Below are 18,117 nucleotides of genomic sequence, written 5' to 3'. Positions count from 1 at the left end.
GACGGGCGAATTCTCGTAACGCAGCTAACCACTGCCTTTGAACGTCAAAAGCATCAACAACGGAGCCTGATTTCATGTCTAAAGAGGACACAGTTGACTATGATGGACCAGCTGGCGGCTGGGGCTCTCTGAGGGGCGTCGCCTCCGTTTTTGGAGGGGAATGGGCGACGCCGGCGGCGTTGGAAACTTTGCGGCGCCAGAACAAGCCGGGCGGCTTTATGTGCGTCTCCTGCGCCTGGACCAAACCGGCCGACTACCATCCTTTCGAGTTCTGCGAAAACGGCGCCAAGGCGACGCTATGGGAACTCACGAGCCTGCGCTGCACACCACACTTCTTCTCCAACCACTCGGTAACGGAATTGCGTGGCTGGAAGGACTACGATCTGGAGCAGCAGGGACGCCTTACCCATCCCATGCGCTATGATCGCGAGAGCGACCATTACGTGCCATGTTCCTGGGAAGAAGCCTTCAACGCTATAGGCGCAGAGCTGAAGCAACTCGACCCGAAATCGGTGATCTTTTACAGCTCGGGCCGAGCGAGCCTCGAAACCTCCTACTGCTATGCCCTTTTTGCCCGGCTCTACGGCCACAATAACCTGCCCGATAGTTCCAACATGTGCCACGAGACAACATCGGTCGGCCTCAAGAAGGTCATCGGCTCTTCAGTCGGCACTTGCGTTTACCAGGACTTCTCGGCCTGCGACGCCATCTTTTTCTTCGGACAGAATACCGGCTCCAACAGCCCGCGCTTCCTCCATCCGCTTCAGGAAGCTGCCAAGCGCGGTTGCAAGATCATCACCTTCAACCCGGTTCGGGAAAGGGGGCTGGAATTCTTCACCAACCCCCAGAGCCCCGTGGAAATGCTGACCGGCAAAGAGACCCAGATCTCCAGCCAGTATCACCAGGTCAAGGCTGGCGGCGATATTGCCGCCCTTATGGGCCTGTGCAAGCATGTATTCGCCAAGGACGACGAGGCCAGGGCACAAGGGCGCAGTGTGCTCGACCGTGATTTCATCGAGAGCCAAACAAGCGGCTTTGACGAATTCGAGCAGCGGGTGCGTTCCATCGGATGGGACGAGATCGTCCGCGGGTCGGGCCTGGAGCGTTCCGCGCTCGAAGCGGCGGGCCAGGTCTATGTGGAGGCCGACAAGGTCATCGGCGTCTACGGCATGGGGCTGACCCAGCAGGTCCACGGCTCGGACAACATCGCCATGCTGGTCAACCTACTGCTCATGAAGGGCAATATCGGTCGCGACGGCACCGGCATCTCCCCCGTGCGTGGCCACTCCAACGTACAGGGCCAGCGCACGGTCGGCATTTCCGAGAAGCCGGAACTGGTACCGCTGGACAAGCTCGCAGCCCTGTTCGGGTTCGAGCCGCCCCGCGACAAGGGCATGAACACGGTGGAGGCCTGCGAGGGCATGCTAGCCGGCAAGGTGAAGGGCTTTATTGGCCTCGGCGGCAATTTCGTGCGCGCCATCCCCGAACGGGACGCCATGGAAAAGGCCTGGCAGACCATGCGCCTGACGGTGCAGATCGCCACAAAGCTCAACCGCAGCCACCTGATCAATGGCGAGGTCGCCTATCTTCTGCCCTGTCTCGGACGATCGGAGGAGGACAAGCAGGAAGGAGGCCCGCACACGGTCACCATGGAAGACAGCCTGAGCTGCATCCAGGGATCCATCGGCAGGCGCAAGCCGGCAAGCGAGCATCTGCTGTCCGAACTGGCGATCGTCGCCGGCATGGCCAAGGCGACGCTCGCGCCCAATCCGAAGGTCGACTGGGTCGGCTGGGTCGGCGATTATGGCAAGGTCCGGGACCTAATCGAGGAGACCTATCCGGAGGAGTTTCATCGCTTCAACGAGCGCATGTTTACGCCTGGCGGCTTCTATCGCGGCAACAGCGCCCGCGAGCGGATCTGGAAGACCGAGAGCGGCAAGGCGAATTTCAGCGCGCCGGAAATGCTGTCAGCGACCGGGTTCGAAGACAAGCCCGGCCGGTATCGCTTGATGACGCTGCGCAGCAGCAATGATCAGTTCAACACGACGATCTACGGCTATAGCGATCGCCTGCGCGGCATCGAAGGCACGCGCGACGTCCTTCTGATCAACCCGGATGAGATGCAGCGGGCGGGTCTCCAGGAAGGGCAGGTCGTATCGCTGGTAAGCGATGCGGGAGATGGCGTGGAACGCCGGGTTGGCGGCCTGAAGGTGCTTCCCTTTGCTCTGCCGGATGGCTGCCTCGGCGGTTATTACCCGGAGCTCAATCCGCTGATCCCGCTATCGCATTATGACAAGCTGTCTAAGACTCCAGCCGCCAAGTCCGTTCCGGTGCGCATTGAAGGCTGAACAGAACCGGCGACGCATGGGGCAAACCCGATGCGTTGCCGCTGGCTCTTGACTCGAAAAACATGGCCGCTCTCGGCCCTACCCGGCAGCGGCCTTGTGTTGTTTCGCAACTTAAGAAAAGGACGGATTGCCTCCAGCCGATGGCACCGGACGGCGATGGCCCAACGGCCATCACCACGCGACCTCATCAAGGTCAGGGATTCTTGTTTGGCGGAAGCTCACCCGGCTTCACGACCGGCATCGTGCCTGTATGCGGGGTCGGCGCCACAATCTCGTTATCGCCAACCTTAGGCGGCTTCAGAACGCTGTTGCAGTTATCCAGCTTGCTGCTGAGCTTTGCGTTGTCCTGCTGCCCAGTGGGCAGATTGCAGTCCTGTTCTACCGCAGGCTTTGCATCTTCCGCGGATGCCGCGCTCGGTGCAAATGCCGCTGACAGAACAAGCGTGGCGATACTGAATGAGGCCGACCATGTGGGGACCTGTTTCATCGTTTCCTCCTTTTGGTTTTCAATTCAGTTGAAAGGCGCCGGTTCCGCCCGGTCCTGGGAGGCAGCCTACGAGGAGATTGTCCCAAGATGAGTTTCATCAAGCCGGACGTCCTTCCTCCGCCACATACCGACCGAACGAAACAGTGACTGAACGGGCCGTCCGGAAACCAGATAAGCGAGGCGCCAACCCGACTGTTTCCGCCGACAGGCAGATCATGGGAGCGCATAAGCAATTACCGCGTCGCCGACCGGTGTTTCCATGAAGTGATGCCCGCCAGCCATGATGACGAGATATTGTTTCCCATTGATCTCGTAAGTCATCGGCGTCGCCTGACCGCCAGCCGGAAGTTTATCCGTCCAAAGGGTCTTACCGGTTCTGATGTCAATTGCACGGATCAGGTTGTCGGTCGCAGCCGCAATGAAAACCAGGCCACCTGCTGTGACCACGGAGCCGCCGTTATTTGGCGTACCAATGGTGATTGGAAGCATCGACGGAATGCCAAAGGGTCCATTGGTGCGTGCCTCTCCCAGCGGTCGATCCCAAAGCGTCTTGCCAGTTTTTAAATCGATGGCACGAATGCCGCCATACGGCGGCTCCTTACACAGAAGCCCTGTCACGGGGAGACGCCAGCCCGCATTGACGTTGATCGCAAAGGGCGCACCCGCTTGCGGATCTCCCGCTCCCTCGGCTCCACCGATCTTTCCGCGGGCCTGGTCGCGCGGCGCCCAGCCCAGCTTGTCGGCTTCAGCCCTGGGGACCAGCCGATTGTAGTTCGGCATGTCATTGTAGTTGGCAATCAGCACACCGCGCTGCGGGTCCATCGCGATCCCGCCCCAATCGGAGCCGCCGTTATAGCCAGGATATTCAATGCTGTGGCGATTACTTGTTGGCGGAGTGAAGATGCCGTCATAGCTCGCCTGGCGAAACTGGATCCGGCAGATCATTTGGTCAATTGGAGACATGCCCCACATCTTCGCCTCCGTGAGATCCGGCTTGCGTAGGCTATGGTAGGTGGAAAAGGGTTGGGTTGGGGTGCGTTGATCGGGCTCGACGCCGCCCTTTGGCACCGCTTTTTCCTCTACCGAAACGAGCGGCTTCCCGGTTCTGCGGTCGAGCACGAATATGTCGCCACGTTTGCTTGGCAAGACGAGCGCGGGGACCGGTCCCGCCTCGGTCGGATAATCCACAAGCGTCGCCTGCGAGCCCAGGTCGTAATCCCAGACATCGTTGTGCACCGTCTGAAAATGCCATGCCGGTTTGCCCGTCGAAACGTCAATGGCCACCAAAGATGTAGAGAATTGCTTTTCCAAGGGGGAACGGGCGCCGCTCCAATAATCGACCGCAGCGCTGCCGAGAGGCAGGTATACGAGCCCGAGCTGTTCGTCACCCGAGGCCGTCGTCCACATGTTAGGGGTACCACGGCTGTAAGTCTCGTGTTCGGGAGGCAAGCCATTATTGTCGGGCCGCTCCATGTCCCATGTCCAGCGCAGCGCGCCCGAGACCGCGTCATAGGCTTGAATGACGCCGGACGGAGCATCAAGTTTCTGACCATCCAAAACTTGATGTCCAACTACGATTACACCCCGCACGATTGTCGGTGCAGAGGTCATCGAGAACATGCCAGGATCGTGCTGGCCTATGCCGTCCGTCGTATCCACGGTCCCGGCACGGCCGAAATTCGGGCACGGCACTCCTGTCTTCGCATCGACGGCAATCAACCTGGCATCCAGCGTTCCCTCGATAATGCGTTCTGCACAGACGTCGGAAGGCTTTGCGTCGGTTTGTTTGAAGAACGCGACACCACGACAGGCCGCCGTATAAGGAATGCTTTCGTCCGGCACGAGCGGGTTGTAACGCCATTTTTCCTTCCCCGTCGCAGGATCCAAAGCGAGCATGATATTTTTCGGGGTGCAGAGGTAGAGGGAGTCATCGACCTTCAACGGCGTGGTTTCGGCGCCATAAGTGTTCTTTGCCTGCTCGCTTGGAAGATCGCCGGTATGCGCTACCCACGCTCTCTTCAAATGCTTGACGTTGTCGGGCGTGATCTCGGCCAACGGCGAGAACCGACGGGCGCTATCGCTGCCACCGTATGCCGGCCAATCGACGCCCGCTTGCAGGGTCGAGGGATCCGCCATGGTGCGAGCAGCCACGACCGGCAAGGAATCGACGGCGGGGTCCGGCGCTAGCCGGTAAACAAGAAAGCCGCTGAAGAAGGACAGGATGATAAGAATGCTCAAGCCGCTGATTGTCTGTCGCCAGCTGGTCCGCGGATAGAGGAAGGGAAGGCACGCAATAACGAAGGTGAAAAGGACTAATGGGGCAACCAGGCGAGGGACCAAGGCCCACCCGTCCAGCCCAGCCTCCGCGAAAGCCCATACCGCAGTGGCGACGATGATAACAGCATAGAGGAGCACACCGCCGCGCCTGTGCATGAAGAGGAGGACAGAGCTTATGAAGAGCGAAATTCCGGCTAGCAGATAATACCAGCTCCCTCCCAACGCCGCTAGCCAGCCACCGCCGACACTAAGAACGATCCCGATGAGTGAGACGACTGTGGCGACAACGAGCACATAGATACCGCGGTGCTCCGACGACCTGCGAGATTGCAACATCCAAGCGCTCCGTTCTGCCTTTGCCTAGGTATCCTACAATATATACATCATGGCATGATATAAATCGCACCGCGTGTGCGGCAAGGCTTAGAGGGCATCACAAACACGTGCACGCCCCGGCCCCAAAGAGGCATAGACTCAATGCTGATGAACATGCCTTCACATGCGAGTCAGCGAGAAGTCTTCTCAGCCACCGAAGGCCCTTCGACAAATATGGTTCGCCGCGCGAGTGCACCCAAGGTGAGACCCTGAACGATGATGCTGAACAAGACCACCGAATAGGTGGAGGATAAAATGACAAGCTTGGCCGGGCTATCTGGAACGGATAGCGCCAGTGCAATGGAGATGCCGCCACGGATGCCCGCCCAGGTGAGGAACGGCACGTTTCTGGTCGACATCATGTCGCTTGACCAGGCAGCCAGTGCGGGGGCCCCGACGGCGATCAGCCGTGCCAGCAGAACGAGCGGTATGGCCACGGCCGCGATCTCCAGGGATAGCGTGTCGAATCTTAGGACGAGTACTTCGAGCCCGATCAGTAGGAAGAGAACCGAATTGAGAATCTCGTCGATCAGCGTCCACAATCCGAACAGATACGTCTGGGTACGATCACTCATGGCTTTGCGGGGTCCGTGATAACCAACCAGTAGGCCCGCGGCGACTACGGATAAGGGACCGCTGACGTGAAGGCGCTCTGCAATGGCATAAGTGGCTGTGACAAGGGCAAGCGAGATCAACACCTCTACTGAATAGTCGTCGATCAGGCGCATAGCCCAGTAAGCAATGCCGCCGGTGACGATGCCGAGCAGGAGACCGCCGCCGCCTTCCACGAGGAGGAGTTTAAGGACCGACTCAGCGGTGACCTTGTCACCCTCTGCTTGCGTTGCAAACAGCAGCATCACGGTGAAGAGAACAATACCGATCCCGTCATTAAACAAGGATTCACCCTGCATTTCCACCTCAAGATCGCCAGGCACTTTGACGTTCTTGAGCGTCGCCAGGACTGCGACGGGATCCGTGGGGCTGATGAGGGCGCCGAAGACCATCGCCCAGGCGAGCGGCATGTCCTGACCGAACAGTTTCGCGAGAAGCCAGAAACCGCCGCCCACGATTGCGGTGGACACGATCGTCCCGAACAAGGCGAGAATTGCGACCGGCGCCGCCCGTTCACGCATCCTGCCGAGATCGACATGCAGCGAGCCGGCAAAAAGCAGAAAAGCGAGCATCCCGTTCATTACCACTTCTGTAAAATCGATACGAAGCATGGCCTGGGTCAGCGGCTCGAAGAAGTGCCGCCCGGGATAGGCGGCATCGATCGCGACCAGGATCAGCGATGCCGCCACGCTCATCACCAGAAGGCCGATCGTGTTCGGCATCGGCAGGTATTTGTGATTGATCCAGCCGAGCACGGCCGAAAGGCTTAAGAGAATGGCAGAAAGCTCAAAGATCGACACAGTTGCCCCCGAGTGGTCTGCGGTTCCCGGCCGGAAAAGAGATGGGCGGGAGGTTCATGATAATCCGAGGTTAGCGGAAGGAGGCGCGCCGTCGCAATCCTCCCTCGTTCTCAGGGCATGGTTGGCATGGTCGGCATCATTTTCTGATCGAGATTATGCATGATCCAGAGCGAGCCTCCTACGATCAGGATCACGACAAGCGTCCCGAACGCGAGCGCCAGCGCGTTATTAGTATTGTCGGAACCAGTGGTCAGGTGCAGAAAGAACACGAGATGAACGCCAATCTGCCCCACCGCCAGCGCGATGAGAGCAGCTCCTATACCCGGTTGCCAGACGAATGCCCATCCATTCGCAACGGCAAAGGACGCAGCGGTCATCAGCATGGCCAGCACCAGACCGATTACATAGCTGGTAGCTCCCTTGGTGATGTCGCCGTCGTTGCCCTGCGCCTTTTCGCCGGGCGCCTTTTCCTTGGCGCCTTGGGTCGATGCGTCTCGACTGTCGGTCAATGCTTTATCCCCATGAGGTAGACGAGCGTAAAAATCGCGATCCAAACAATGTCAAGCGCATGCCAGAACAGATTGAAGCAGGCGAGCCGCCGTTGGATCTGTGGCCTGAAGCCCTTCACGAGGATCTGGGCCATCATCGTGCCGAGCCAGAGGAGGCCGCCGAACACGTGCAGGCCGTGGCATCCGACAAGCGCGAAAAAAGCGGACAGGAAAGCACTGCGCTGTGGGCCTGCGCCCTGCGCGATCAGGCTGGCGAATTCGCCGAGCTCCAGAAAGAGGAAGCCGACACCCAGCACGCCCGTGGCGAGCAGCCATATCTCGCTTGCCGCGACTTGTTCACGCTTGGCCGCAACCGCAGCCATGCCGGCTGTGAAACTCGAAAACAGCAGACAGGCCGTCTCGGCAGCCGTTCTGGGCTGCTCAAACAGTTCCGCGCCCGTTGGCCCACCCGCCGTTCGGATTACCAGAACAGCATAGGTCGCGAAAAATGCTGAGAACATAATGATGTCGCTCAGGAGGAAGATCCAGAAGCCATAGCTGGCAACGGTCTTCTTCGGTGAAGGCCCGCCCTCGCCATGACCGGTCGCGCCCTTGGCGTTGCCGCCTCCGCGGCCGACGCGGTAAGGATCCTCCCTGCCTGCAAAGAGATCCGCTTCACTCACGAGGCCTCTCCTTGCTGCGCCAGCCATGCCTCTCGGGCCGAGCGCCGCCGGCGATCGGCGACGGCTACGTCTTCGGCGCTGATTTCTCGTTCCTGCGGGTCCATCCAGGTGAATATGACAAAGAGCACAAAGCCCGCCACCAGGCCAACAATCACCAGCCACCAAATCTGCCAGATCAGCGCGAAGCCGAGTACCGTGGTAAAAGCGGCAGTCACGAAACCAACTGAGCTGTTTTCCGGCATCCCGATCGGCTGATACGTCGGTGCTGGACCGAGGTCCTGCTGTTCGATCGCACGCTGCTTGATCGCCCAGTAAGGCTCCTGCTCCCGCACATCCGGGAGCACGGCAAAATTGAAGGCGGGCGGCGGAGATGGCGTCGCCCACTCAAGAGATCGCCCATTCCACGGATCGCCGGTCTCGTCACGCAAAGCCTCGCGGTTGCGGATGCTGACGATGAGCTGGATAAGCTGCGCCGCCGCACCCGCCATCATGATGACGATCCCTGCGGCAGAGACCAGAAGCCAAGGATACCACGCAGCCACCTCTATATGCTGCAGGCGTCGTGTCATCCCTTCAAGCCCCGTGATGTAAAGTGGCACAAAGGTCACGTAGAAGCCAATGAAGGCGAGCCAGAAGGCCCACTTGCCCCAGCGCTCGTCCAGCCTGAAGCCGAAGGCCTTTGGAAACCAGAACGTCATTGCCGCAAAGGCGCCGAATAGCACGCCGCCGATGATCACATTATGGAAGTGAGCGACGAGGAAGAGACTGTTGTGGAGCGCGAAGTCCGCCGGCGGAACCGCAAGAAGGACACCGCTCATGCCGCCTATCGTAAAGGTCACCAGAAAGCCGACCGACCACAGCATGGGCGTCTCGTAGCGGATGCGGCCACCATACATCGTGAACATCCAGTTGTAGATCTTCACGCCTGTTCCGACCGCAATGATGCTCGTTGCGATGCCAAAGGCGCCGTTAACGTCGGCGCCGGCACCCATCGTGAAGAAATGGTGCAACCAGACCGTGAAGGAAACGATGCAGATAAACATCGTGGCGATGACCATGGAGCGATAGCCGAACAGCGGCTTGCTGGAAAAGGTCGAGATAATCTCGGAGAATACCCCAAAGGCGGGTAGCACAAGAACATAGACTTCTGGGTGTCCCCAGGCCCAGATGAGGTTGATGAACATCATCATGTTGCCGCCGCCGGAATTGGTGAAGAAATGGAAGCCGAGATAGCGGTCCAGCGTCAGCATGGCGAGTGTGGCGGTCAGTATCGGAAAGGCGGCGACGATCAGCAGATTAGTCGCGAGCGCCGTCCAGCAGAACATTGGCATTCGCAGATAGCTCATGCCCGGCGCCCGTGTCTTCAGTATCGTGGTAACCAGGTTGACGCCGGTCATCAGCGTTCCGAGACCCGAAATCTGGATTGCCCAGAGATAGTAGTCGACCCCCACATCCGGCGAATATTGAAGTTCCGAAAGCGGCGGGTAGGGAAGCCAGCCGGTGCGCGCGAATTCTCCGATCAGCAGGCTGGCATTGACCAGAAGCGCGCCGCTGGCCGTCAGCCAGAAGCCGATCGAGTTTAGCCGGGGAAAAGCGATATCCCGAACACCCAACTGCAGCGGCACGACAAAGTTCATCAGGCCGATCATGAAGGGCATGGCCCCGAAGAAGATCATGATCGTGCCATGCGCGGAAAAAATCTGGTTGAAATGTTCAGGCGGGAGATATCCTGGCGACTGGTAGGCAATAGCCTGCTGCGAGCGCATCATGATGGCGTCGACGAAGCCGCGAAGCAGCATCAGAAGCGCCAGCACGCAGTACATGACACCGATGCGCTTGTGGTCGACGCTCGTGATCCACTCTCGCCAAAGATAGGGAACATAGCCCTTGACCACGACCCAAACCACCAGCGCCAGCCCGAGTAGGAGGATGCTCGAGCCCGCCACCAGCGGAATGGGCTGATCGAGAGGGAGCGATGACCAGCTAAGCTTACCGAGCAATGCTTGCGGCCTCCCGACCCCGGGTCGAAGAATGCCGCGCATGTGCCGGCAAATTGTCCGGCGCGCCGCTGACGATCCTGGCGAAGAGTGCCGGATCCACCTGGCCAAAAGTGGTTGGCGGCACGTTCTGGCTGGGCGCCTCGAGCGCCTGGTAGCTCTTCAGGTCAAGCGAACCGCCCGACTGCCGGACCGACGTCGTCCACGCGCTGAAGGCGGCGGGAGACACGCTGCGCACTTTGAAATTCATATCAGCAAAACCCTGGCCACTGAACTGAGTAGACTGGCCGTAGAAGTCGCCGTCACGATCGGCCATCAGATGAAGCTGGGTCACCATACCGTACATGACCGCCACCATGCTTCCGAGCTGCGGCACAAAGAAGGAATTCATCACGCTGCCTGACGTCAGCGACAGATGCACCGGAGTGCCGGTTGGAACCACCAGCTCGTTGACGCTGGCAAGTTGCAGCTCGGGATAGAGGAACAGCCACTTCCAGTCGAGCGACACCACCTGGACCTCAAGCGGCTTCTTCTGAGAGGCAAGGGGCTTGTACGGATCGAGCTGATGGCTGCCGATCCAGATGATCCCGCCCAGAAACAGGATGACCAGAAAGGGGATCGACCAGATCAGCAGTTCCAGACGGCCGGAAAACGCAAAATTTGGCCTGTACCGCGCCTTGCTGTTGGACGCGCGAAACCACCAGGCAAACAGGCCGACACCGGCGATCGTGGGGATGACGATCACTAGCATGACGCCCAGCGAGTTGAGCATGATGGCGCGGTTGGCGGCAGCGACCGTACCATGGGGGAAAGCACGCTCGGACCGGCGCATCCGCTGAGGACTGCGGACGGAATGCAAACTGAGAGCCAAGCTCCTTCACGCACACATTTATCTACCACTTTTCGTCCAAACATGCTGCGCCTCGTAGGCATTTTGCGTGAAAGCGGTGAGCGTTAAATTCCCATAGCCGGTTTGCTTTTATTTTCGCGCCCTCATGCCCACACATATCATGCCGTGATACAATCGGCAAAACGTGGCGCCAGATCGCTTTGGGTACTCACGCATTTCCCCTCCCGCTTAAGTTACTCCTGCTTTCGCTCCCCACGCGAGGGAAGGCGTTAAACGCCAGGCAACGCGAGCCCAAGCCGAACTTGCCAGGAACGAGTTAGTTCCCGCATGAATATAGCGGCGGAGGAACAGGACAGGGAAAGCGATGATAAATCCTCCCGCGATTGTCAGGGCCCACCGTAGGGCCACTACGGACGCTTGCAGCAGGTGGACCTACCGGGAAGACAGAAGACGCTTGAACGGTCTGTCACGCGCGCCCCGACCTTTTACTACAGCTTCCCGAGAGCAGATGGCGGATATAGCTAGCGCAAGGGATTTAATTGGAGGGCAAACCTGAGCCTGTCACTTCCTGCCGGGCTCACATCCTCTCAACCTTCCACTCAGGCGTGAGCCGTCCCTGACTCACATCTCGATACCGGCTAAACTGGCGGCGGAGCCACAGTATGGCCGAGGAACAGGGTGCTGATCATCAGAGCAGCGATTAAGGCGATAGCCCCGAACGCCATCAGGAAGATCTGGGTATTGGTGATTTTCATCGTTAGAATCTAATAGCGAAACCATTCGATGGTAGACCCCGCGACACATTGGCGCTTGCCGGGCCCTCCAACTCATCCCCAAGGTTTAGCGTAAGCGCCGCCAGCGCCGACCGTTCGGTCTCGTACGTTTCCCTACATGCGGTCGCCAACTCCGCTCGTTCAAATCGTCGTTTGCAGACCGAGTTCCACCACCCGGCCGGACGGCAGGCCGAAGTAATCGGTCGCGTTACCAGCATTTTGCGCGAGCGCGATGAACAAGCGATCCTGCCAGAACGGCATTCCGCCCTTCTTCGACGGCAAGATCGTGCGCCGGGACAGGAAGAACGACGTCGACATGATGTCGAACTTGAAACCGAGCCTCCGTACCAACACAAGCGCGCGGGGTATATTCGGCGTCTCCATGTATCCGAACGTCAGAACCAGGCGGCTAAAAAGCGGATTGAAGCTCTCCAGGAAAATTTTCTCGTCATCAGGTACGAACGGTGTCGCGGCGGTGACAACGCTGAGGATCACATTCTGCTCGTGTAGTACCTTGTAGTGCTTCAGGCTGTGGAGAAGGGCCGTTGGGGCTCCCTCAACGTCGCTCGTGAGGAAGATGGCCGTGCCGGGTACGGTCGGTGGCTTCTTGTGCGCCAACTTCTTGATGATTGCGTCCAGCGGGATCTCATCCGCTTTCGTGCGGGCTGACAGAAGTCGACGTCCGGACATCCATGTCTGCATGATCAGGCCCATCGTGCAGGCGACCGCCACCGGAACCCAGCCACCATCCGCGAATTTCGCAACGTTCGCAGCGAAGAATCCGAGATCGATCAGAAGTAATGGCGCCACCACGGCGAGCGCACTGTTCCGCTTCCAACCCCAGATGTGCCGCATCACCACGAATAGCAGGATCGATGTGATGAGCATTTCACCAGTGACGGCGATGCCGTAGGCAGCGGAAAGCCCGCTGGAGTTTCTGAAATATAGTACCAGGGCCACGACAAAGATGAACAGAAACGAGTTCACCTGCGGCATGAAGATCTGGCCGGAGTGAGTTTCCGACGTGTGCAGGATCTGCAGGCGGGGCAAAAGATTGAGGTGCATGGCCTGGCGGACAAGCGAATAAGCGCCCGAAATCACGGCCTGACTGGCGATGACGGTTGCGGCAGTAGCAAGGCAGACCATCGGCAGCTTGGCCCAGTCCGGGTGCATACCAAAGAATGGATGATCGGACATCCCAGGGTTCGCAAGCACGAATGCACCCTGACCGAAGTAGTTAAGCAGCAGGCAAGGGAAGACCATCAGAAACCATGCCAACACGATCGGACGGCGTCCGAAGTGCCCGAGATCCACGTATAGCGCCTCAGCGCCAGTGACCGCCAGAAAGACCGCCCCAAGGACCGTGATGGTGATGCCGATGTTTTGTACCGCGTATGTGATGGCGTGAGCCGGGTTAGTCGCCGAAAGTACGGCCGGGTCATCAAGGATATGGATGGCACCGCTGATGCCCAGCACGAGGAACCAGAGAGCCATGATCGGGCCAAACACGGCCGCGACACCGCCCGTGCCAAATCGCTGGATAAAAAAGAGTATCGCAATAATCACCAGCGTGATCGGCACCACCCATTTCGACAAACCCGGTGCAACGATCTGAATGCCCTCGACCGCGGACAGAACCGAGATCGCGGGCGTGATGATGGCGTCTCCAAGAAACAGCGACGCGCCCGCGACGCCCAGTACAAGAATCCAGACGGACCTCCGGGGAAGGCTCCCGCGGGCGAGCGTCATCAGTGAGAGCGTGCCGCCTTCACCCCGGTTATCGGCCTTCAAGACAAAGGTCACGTATTTGATCGTCACTACGATCGTCAGTGCCCAGACCATGAGGGACAAGATGCCAAGGACGTTGTCACGGTGGGTACCACTACCTGCCGTGGCGTGTAGCGCCTCTCGGAATGCGTAAAGCGGACTGGTCCCAATATCGCCGTAGACCACGCCGAGCGCTGCCAGAACAAGTGCGGGCAGACCGCCATGCTTGGTGTGCTCTACTTCCGAATCTTCTGAGCGCAGCTCTGATTGAGACACTGGGCGGCCTTTCTGTCAGTTTTACGCCAGGTTGCGATTCAGGCGAGGATGTCAAAAAATCTTCGGTGCTGTCGCCCCGCCAAGGTTTCGAGATGACACATTTGTCTGTTTACGAGGGCGGCATTTGACGGGCCAGGGTTTCCGGTCAGTCAGGCGCGCCTTTTGAATGTCCCCAGGATGACTGCACCGACAATTCCGGACGCCACAGACCCGAGCAGAATTCCCATCTTCACGTGGTCCTGGATTGTAGGATCGTCGAACGCGAGAAGCCCAATGAAGAGGCTCATGGTGAAGCCAATCCCACAAAGCGCCGCGACCCCCGTCATCTGACCCCAACTGGCTTTCGCGGGAAGGTCGGCGAGGCCAAGTTTCACCAGAAGGGCGACGGTACCGAGCACTCCGACGAGCTTGCCTAGCAGCAGCCCGGTCGCCACTCCCATCGTCAGAGGCTCTGAAAAGATGGACATGGACGCTCCGGCGAAGGAAACGCCTGCGTTTGCAAATCCGAAGATCGGGACAACGACGAAGGCGACTGGCTTGTGCAGCAGGTGCTCAAGATGATGAAGCGGAGATTCCTGATGAGTGGCTTCCGGTGTTCCTGGCGTCAGCTTGAGCGGGATCGTCAGCGCGAGAAGGACGCCAGCGAGGGTCGCGTGGATGCCCGACAGGAAGACCAAAAGCCATAGCACAGCGCCAAGAACGAGGTAGGGCCAGAGCGTCAGTACGTTCGCGCGGTTCATGCCATAGAGGCTCGCTAGCACGATGGCTGCTCCGGCGAGAGCGAACATGTTGAGATCGTTGGTATAAAAGAGAGCGATCACCACGACCGCACCGAGATCGTCGATGATGGCGAGGGCGGCAAGGAAGATCTTCAGCGAAGCTGGCACGCGAGAGCCGAAGAGCGAAATCACGCCGAGAGCGAAAGCGATGTCGGTCGCGGTAGGGATCGCCCAGCCCCGGAGAGCCGCCGGGTTCTCCCAGTTGAGTCCAACATAAAACAAGGCGGGGAAAACCATGCCGCCAAGCGCTGCCGCCCCAGGCAGAATTCTCCGGCTCCAGGAGGAAAGCTGCCCATCGAGCATCTCACGCTTGATCTCGAGGCCGACCAGCAGGAAGAACAGCGCCATCAGGGCGTCGTTGATCCAGTGCTGGAGGCTCAGTGGGCCAACGAAGACGTGGAGCGCGTGGAAGTAAGCCTCGGCAGCCGGCGAATTCGCTGTCACGATGGCAACGAGCGCGACAGCCATGAGCACGAGACCGCCAGATGCTTCATTGTCGAGAAACTGGCGAAGGGTGGACCGAATACGGCCCGCAGAGATAGGCGACGACATAGGTCAGCGCTCCCTTGTGGAAGGTTGATCGTAGTCTCCGTCGATTTCGGGGAATCCCGTGGCGCACGCAGCACACGCCATCTATTTGAATAGTGGAGCAAGACGTCGACTTCCAGCAAAATCGTTCCCTCAGGGGTGCGAAAACCACCCGAAACTGCTAGCCGCGACCATAGCGAGCTGCGCTAGAGTATCCGTGTTGGTCAAGGTAGGATGGGACCCATTTTCTGCCTTTGCCGCGCTATAGTACGGAAATCGTGCAAGAAAAAGTTCGCCGGTTCATATCCTTTCAAGGCGGAATGATCCTACGTAATGCAAACTCAACCAACGTTTGAAGCTGCGCCGTCTACTATCCTTGACACACCCGTTGGCTATGAACATCGCCCGATATGCACGCGTTTCCCCAAACGGCAACAACGTCCGCTCTGGAGCCCCCCCTAGACCAGCAGCGCTAACCGTTTAGTTGCGCACCGCGCCGGTCAATCCGTTGCTCCGGCGACGATCCTGCCTCCGTTTTGCTCTTGGACGATGACGGCCCTCTTGAGACCTCGGTGCGCAGACGGGATCGGCAACATCACCGTCTCCCCTTGCCAAGTGGCGAGACGCTGTAGCTCATGGACGACATGAGCGTGAGGTAATGTCTCGCCGGCATTCTCGCCTCTGGCAACTGGCACTTGGACGATGCCTGGTCCATATTGCACCAGCCAGATGTCGACCGGCGCTGGAATGCCTTTCCCGGCGCCAACCACGACGCCATGTGTTGACAGAGAGATCGGCGGCCCGGACAAAGGGGGCTCGGAGTCGATGACGCGCCGGATCTCATTGAAATCCTGACCCACAATCGACTCGCGCCCGTTGATAACCATCTGCGGTGTGAACGCGCCGGATTGGCCGAGTGCAGGCTCGTAGGCCGTCTGCCGGTCGGTGAATTCCTTCTTCCCGAAACTGTCCTTCCAGCCGAGATAATCCCAATAAGTCACCGAAAAGCTCAGCGTCAGTATATCCGGTTCCTTACTGAGCCTGACGAGATTGGCATTGGCTGGAGGGCAGGAAGAACAGCCTTGGCTCGTGAATAGTTCGACGATCGCTGTTGATTGCCCGGCATCCGCATGCGCGATAAAGCCGCAACTCAAGACGAGCGCAGCCACTGCGGGCCTCAATCCACTCAAATATCTCATGATTAAACTCCCTTGGTGATCTTCCTCTCATCCTCCTTCGCGAGAGAAGCACCCTTCGTTACGGCATCACGCTTTCGTGACGGGTTGCGAGCGCAATGCTGGCAAAAGCTACGCAGCAAAAAACATTGCCGCCGCTTGTAACAAGTCGTGGGCGGCCTGCGTACTTACTCCGGGAATGTGACGTAACCGGACATCGAAACCGATCATGGCGACACTCGACAACCACAGCGACGCACCGCCGGAAAGGATCTTCATCCGCCGACACTCCTTGGTGACGCGGATCACTCACTGGATCAATGTTCTCTGTCTGAGCCTGCTCCTGATGAGCGGACTGCAGATCTTCAACGCACATCCATCGCTCTACTGGGGGCAATATGGCGCCGATGCCGATCCGTCCTGGCTGTCGATCGGGACGGTCGAGCAGGACGGCGGTACGCGCGGAGTTTTAACCGTTGGGGATGTGCAGCTTAACACCACGGGCTTTCTCGGCTTGTCAGGTGTCGGCGACGGAGCGACCGAACGCGGCTTTCCAGCCTGGGCCACGATCCCGAGCTACCAGGATCTCGCCACCGGCCGGCGCTGGCATTTCTTTTTCGCGTGGTTGTTCGTGATCAATGGCTCGCTCTACGCCCTGTATGGCTTCGTGCGCGGACATTTTCACCGCGATCTGGCGCCAACCGCGGAGCAACTCACACCACGGCATCTGGGTCGGGAGATCGCGGACCACGCACGGCTGCGCTTTCCAAAAGGCGAGGAGGCGAGGCATTACAATGCGCTGCAGAAGCTCGCCTACCTGATCGTCATTTTCGTGTTGCTACCGCTAATGTTGGCAACGGGACTGACCATGTCTCCCGGAATTGATGCCGGATACCCCTTCCTGCTCGATCTTTTTGGCGGCCGCCAATCGGCGCGATCGATCCATTTCATCTGCGCATGGTCGATCGTCGTCTTCGTGATCATTCATGTGTCGATGGTCATCCTTTCGGGCCTCTGGAACAACATGCGTTCGATGATCACAGGCCGATATGCCATCGAAACAGAGCGAGGCGAGCCATGACGTTCTCAATCACCCGCCGCCGCCTATTGACCGGTTCGGCGGCCAGCCTCGCCGCCCTCAGTTTGAGCGGTTGCGATGACGTCGCGCAGAATTCGAATGTCCAGAGCGTTCTTGAAATGGCGGAGCGGCTGACGATGCGCGGCCAGCGGCTGCTTGTCTCCAAGGACACGCTGGCGAGCGAGTTTTCCGAACCCGACATCTCGCCGGTGTTCAAACCAAACGGCTCGACGGCGCCCGACAGTGAAGACTATGCGCGAATGATGGAAACCGGCTTTGCTGACTGGCGGCTGAAGATCGATGGATTAGTCGAGCGTCCCGTTGTTTTGTCTCTCACGGACCTGAAGCGCTTGCCTTCGCGCACACAGATTACCCGCCACGACTGTGTAGAGGGATGGAGCGCAATCGGAAAATGGACGGGCACGCCGCTTGGGCCGCTGCTGCAGAGTGCAGGGCTTAAGCCAGGTGCGCGCTATGTGGTGTTTCATTGCGCCGACGAGCTCGAGCAAACGATGGATGGTAGCGGCACCTATTACGAAAGCATCGATCTGATCGACGCCTTCCATCCTCAAACCATCCTTGCTTACGAGATGAATGGCAAAGACCTGGAGGTCGCTCACGGCGCCCCGCTACTCCTGCGCGTCGAACGCCACCTTGGCTACAAGCATGCGAAATATCTGATGAGGATCGAGATCACGCACAGTTTTGCCGGTCTATGGGGAGGCAAGGGCGGCTTCTGGGAGGACCGCGGCTACGAATGGTACGCCGGCATCTAACGTAAATCGAAGCGGATCTGCGCAGCGCTTCGCGCCCGAGAGTCTTGC

At 59.0% G+C, this 18,117-nt stretch carries 13 protein-coding genes; 3 read left to right on the top strand and 10 right to left on the bottom strand.

Annotation, left to right across the window (positions count from 1 at the left end; genetic code table 11):
- Nucleotides 1–74: 74 nt before the first annotated feature.
- Complete coding sequence (locus tag P3R82_RS06860) at nt 75–2,348, top strand: FdhF/YdeP family oxidoreductase (RefSeq protein ID WP_283193562.1); 2,274 nt, start codon at nt 75–77, stop codon at nt 2,346–2,348.
- Nucleotides 2,349–2,541: 193 nt separating this feature from the next.
- On the opposite strand, the gene P3R82_RS06855 is transcribed toward P3R82_RS06860, so the two are convergent.
- From P3R82_RS06855 to P3R82_RS06810, 10 genes are all read right to left on the bottom strand, one after another.
- Nucleotides 2,542–2,835 carry a hypothetical protein gene (locus P3R82_RS06855; RefSeq protein ID WP_111564670.1) on the bottom strand — a complete coding sequence of 98 codons (294 nt, stop codon included), beginning with the start codon at nt 2,833–2,835 and terminating at the stop codon, nt 2,542–2,544.
- Nucleotides 2,836–3,048: 213 nt separating this feature from the next.
- Entirely contained in the window at nt 3,049–5,448 is a 2,400-nt protein-coding gene (locus P3R82_RS06850; protein WP_283193561.1) for a membrane-bound PQQ-dependent dehydrogenase, glucose/quinate/shikimate family, read from the bottom strand.
- A 170-nt stretch (nt 5,449–5,618) separates the two neighbouring features.
- Complete coding sequence (locus P3R82_RS06845) at nt 5,619–6,899, bottom strand: sodium:proton antiporter (protein WP_283193560.1); 1,281 nt, start codon at nt 6,897–6,899, stop codon at nt 5,619–5,621.
- A 110-nt stretch (nt 6,900–7,009) separates the two neighbouring features.
- Nucleotides 7,010–7,408 (bottom strand): cytochrome o ubiquinol oxidase subunit IV, encoded by a 399-nt coding sequence (cyoD, locus tag P3R82_RS06840; protein WP_111564673.1) that lies wholly within the window; start codon nt 7,406–7,408, stop codon nt 7,010–7,012.
- Nucleotides 7,405–8,070 (bottom strand): cytochrome o ubiquinol oxidase subunit III, encoded by a 666-nt coding sequence (gene cyoC / locus P3R82_RS06835; RefSeq protein WP_283193559.1) that lies wholly within the window; start codon nt 8,068–8,070, stop codon nt 7,405–7,407. Before cyoC ends, cyoD begins: the two co-directional genes overlap by 4 nt.
- Entirely contained in the window at nt 8,067–10,070 is a 2,004-nt protein-coding gene (locus P3R82_RS06830; protein ID WP_283193558.1) for a cbb3-type cytochrome c oxidase subunit I, read from the bottom strand. Before P3R82_RS06830 ends, cyoC begins: the two co-directional genes overlap by 4 nt.
- Nucleotides 10,060–10,899, bottom strand: a complete 840-nt coding sequence (gene cyoA / locus P3R82_RS06825) for a ubiquinol oxidase subunit II (protein WP_283193557.1) — start codon at nt 10,897–10,899, stop codon at nt 10,060–10,062. The genes P3R82_RS06830 and cyoA overlap by 11 nt, the downstream gene beginning before the upstream one ends.
- A gap of 932 nt (nt 10,900–11,831) precedes the next feature.
- Nucleotides 11,832–13,733: a potassium transporter Kup gene (locus P3R82_RS06820; RefSeq protein WP_111564677.1), complete on the bottom strand. Its 1,902-nt coding sequence runs from the start codon at nt 13,731–13,733 to the stop codon at nt 11,832–11,834.
- 149 nt (nt 13,734–13,882) lie between these two features.
- Nucleotides 13,883–15,064 carry a Na+/H+ antiporter NhaA gene (gene nhaA, locus P3R82_RS06815; protein ID WP_111564678.1) on the bottom strand — a complete coding sequence of 394 codons (1,182 nt, stop codon included), beginning with the start codon at nt 15,062–15,064 and terminating at the stop codon, nt 13,883–13,885.
- Between the two features lie 476 nt (nt 15,065–15,540).
- Entirely contained in the window at nt 15,541–16,239 is a 699-nt protein-coding gene (locus P3R82_RS06810; protein WP_111564679.1) for a DUF1223 domain-containing protein, read from the bottom strand.
- Between the two features lie 205 nt (nt 16,240–16,444).
- Between P3R82_RS06810 and P3R82_RS06805 the strand changes: the two genes are divergently transcribed.
- Together P3R82_RS06805 and P3R82_RS06800 are read left to right on the top strand one after the other, a co-directional pair.
- Nucleotides 16,445–17,296, top strand: coding sequence for a cytochrome b/b6 domain-containing protein (locus P3R82_RS06805; RefSeq protein ID WP_283193556.1), 852 nt, complete (start codon nt 16,445–16,447; stop codon nt 17,294–17,296).
- Nucleotides 17,293–18,069, top strand: a complete 777-nt coding sequence (locus P3R82_RS06800) for a molybdopterin-dependent oxidoreductase (protein WP_283193555.1) — start codon at nt 17,293–17,295, stop codon at nt 18,067–18,069. The genes P3R82_RS06805 and P3R82_RS06800 overlap by 4 nt, the downstream gene beginning before the upstream one ends.
- Nucleotides 18,070–18,117 lie beyond the last annotated feature (48 nt).

This window comes from Rhizobium sp. AN80A (genome assembly GCF_030053015.1).
GTDB lineage: Bacteria > Pseudomonadota > Alphaproteobacteria > Rhizobiales > Rhizobiaceae > Rhizobium > Rhizobium metallidurans.
The sequence above is the reverse complement of the archived record's forward strand: the minus strand, read 5'-3'. Positions and strand labels throughout refer to the sequence as shown.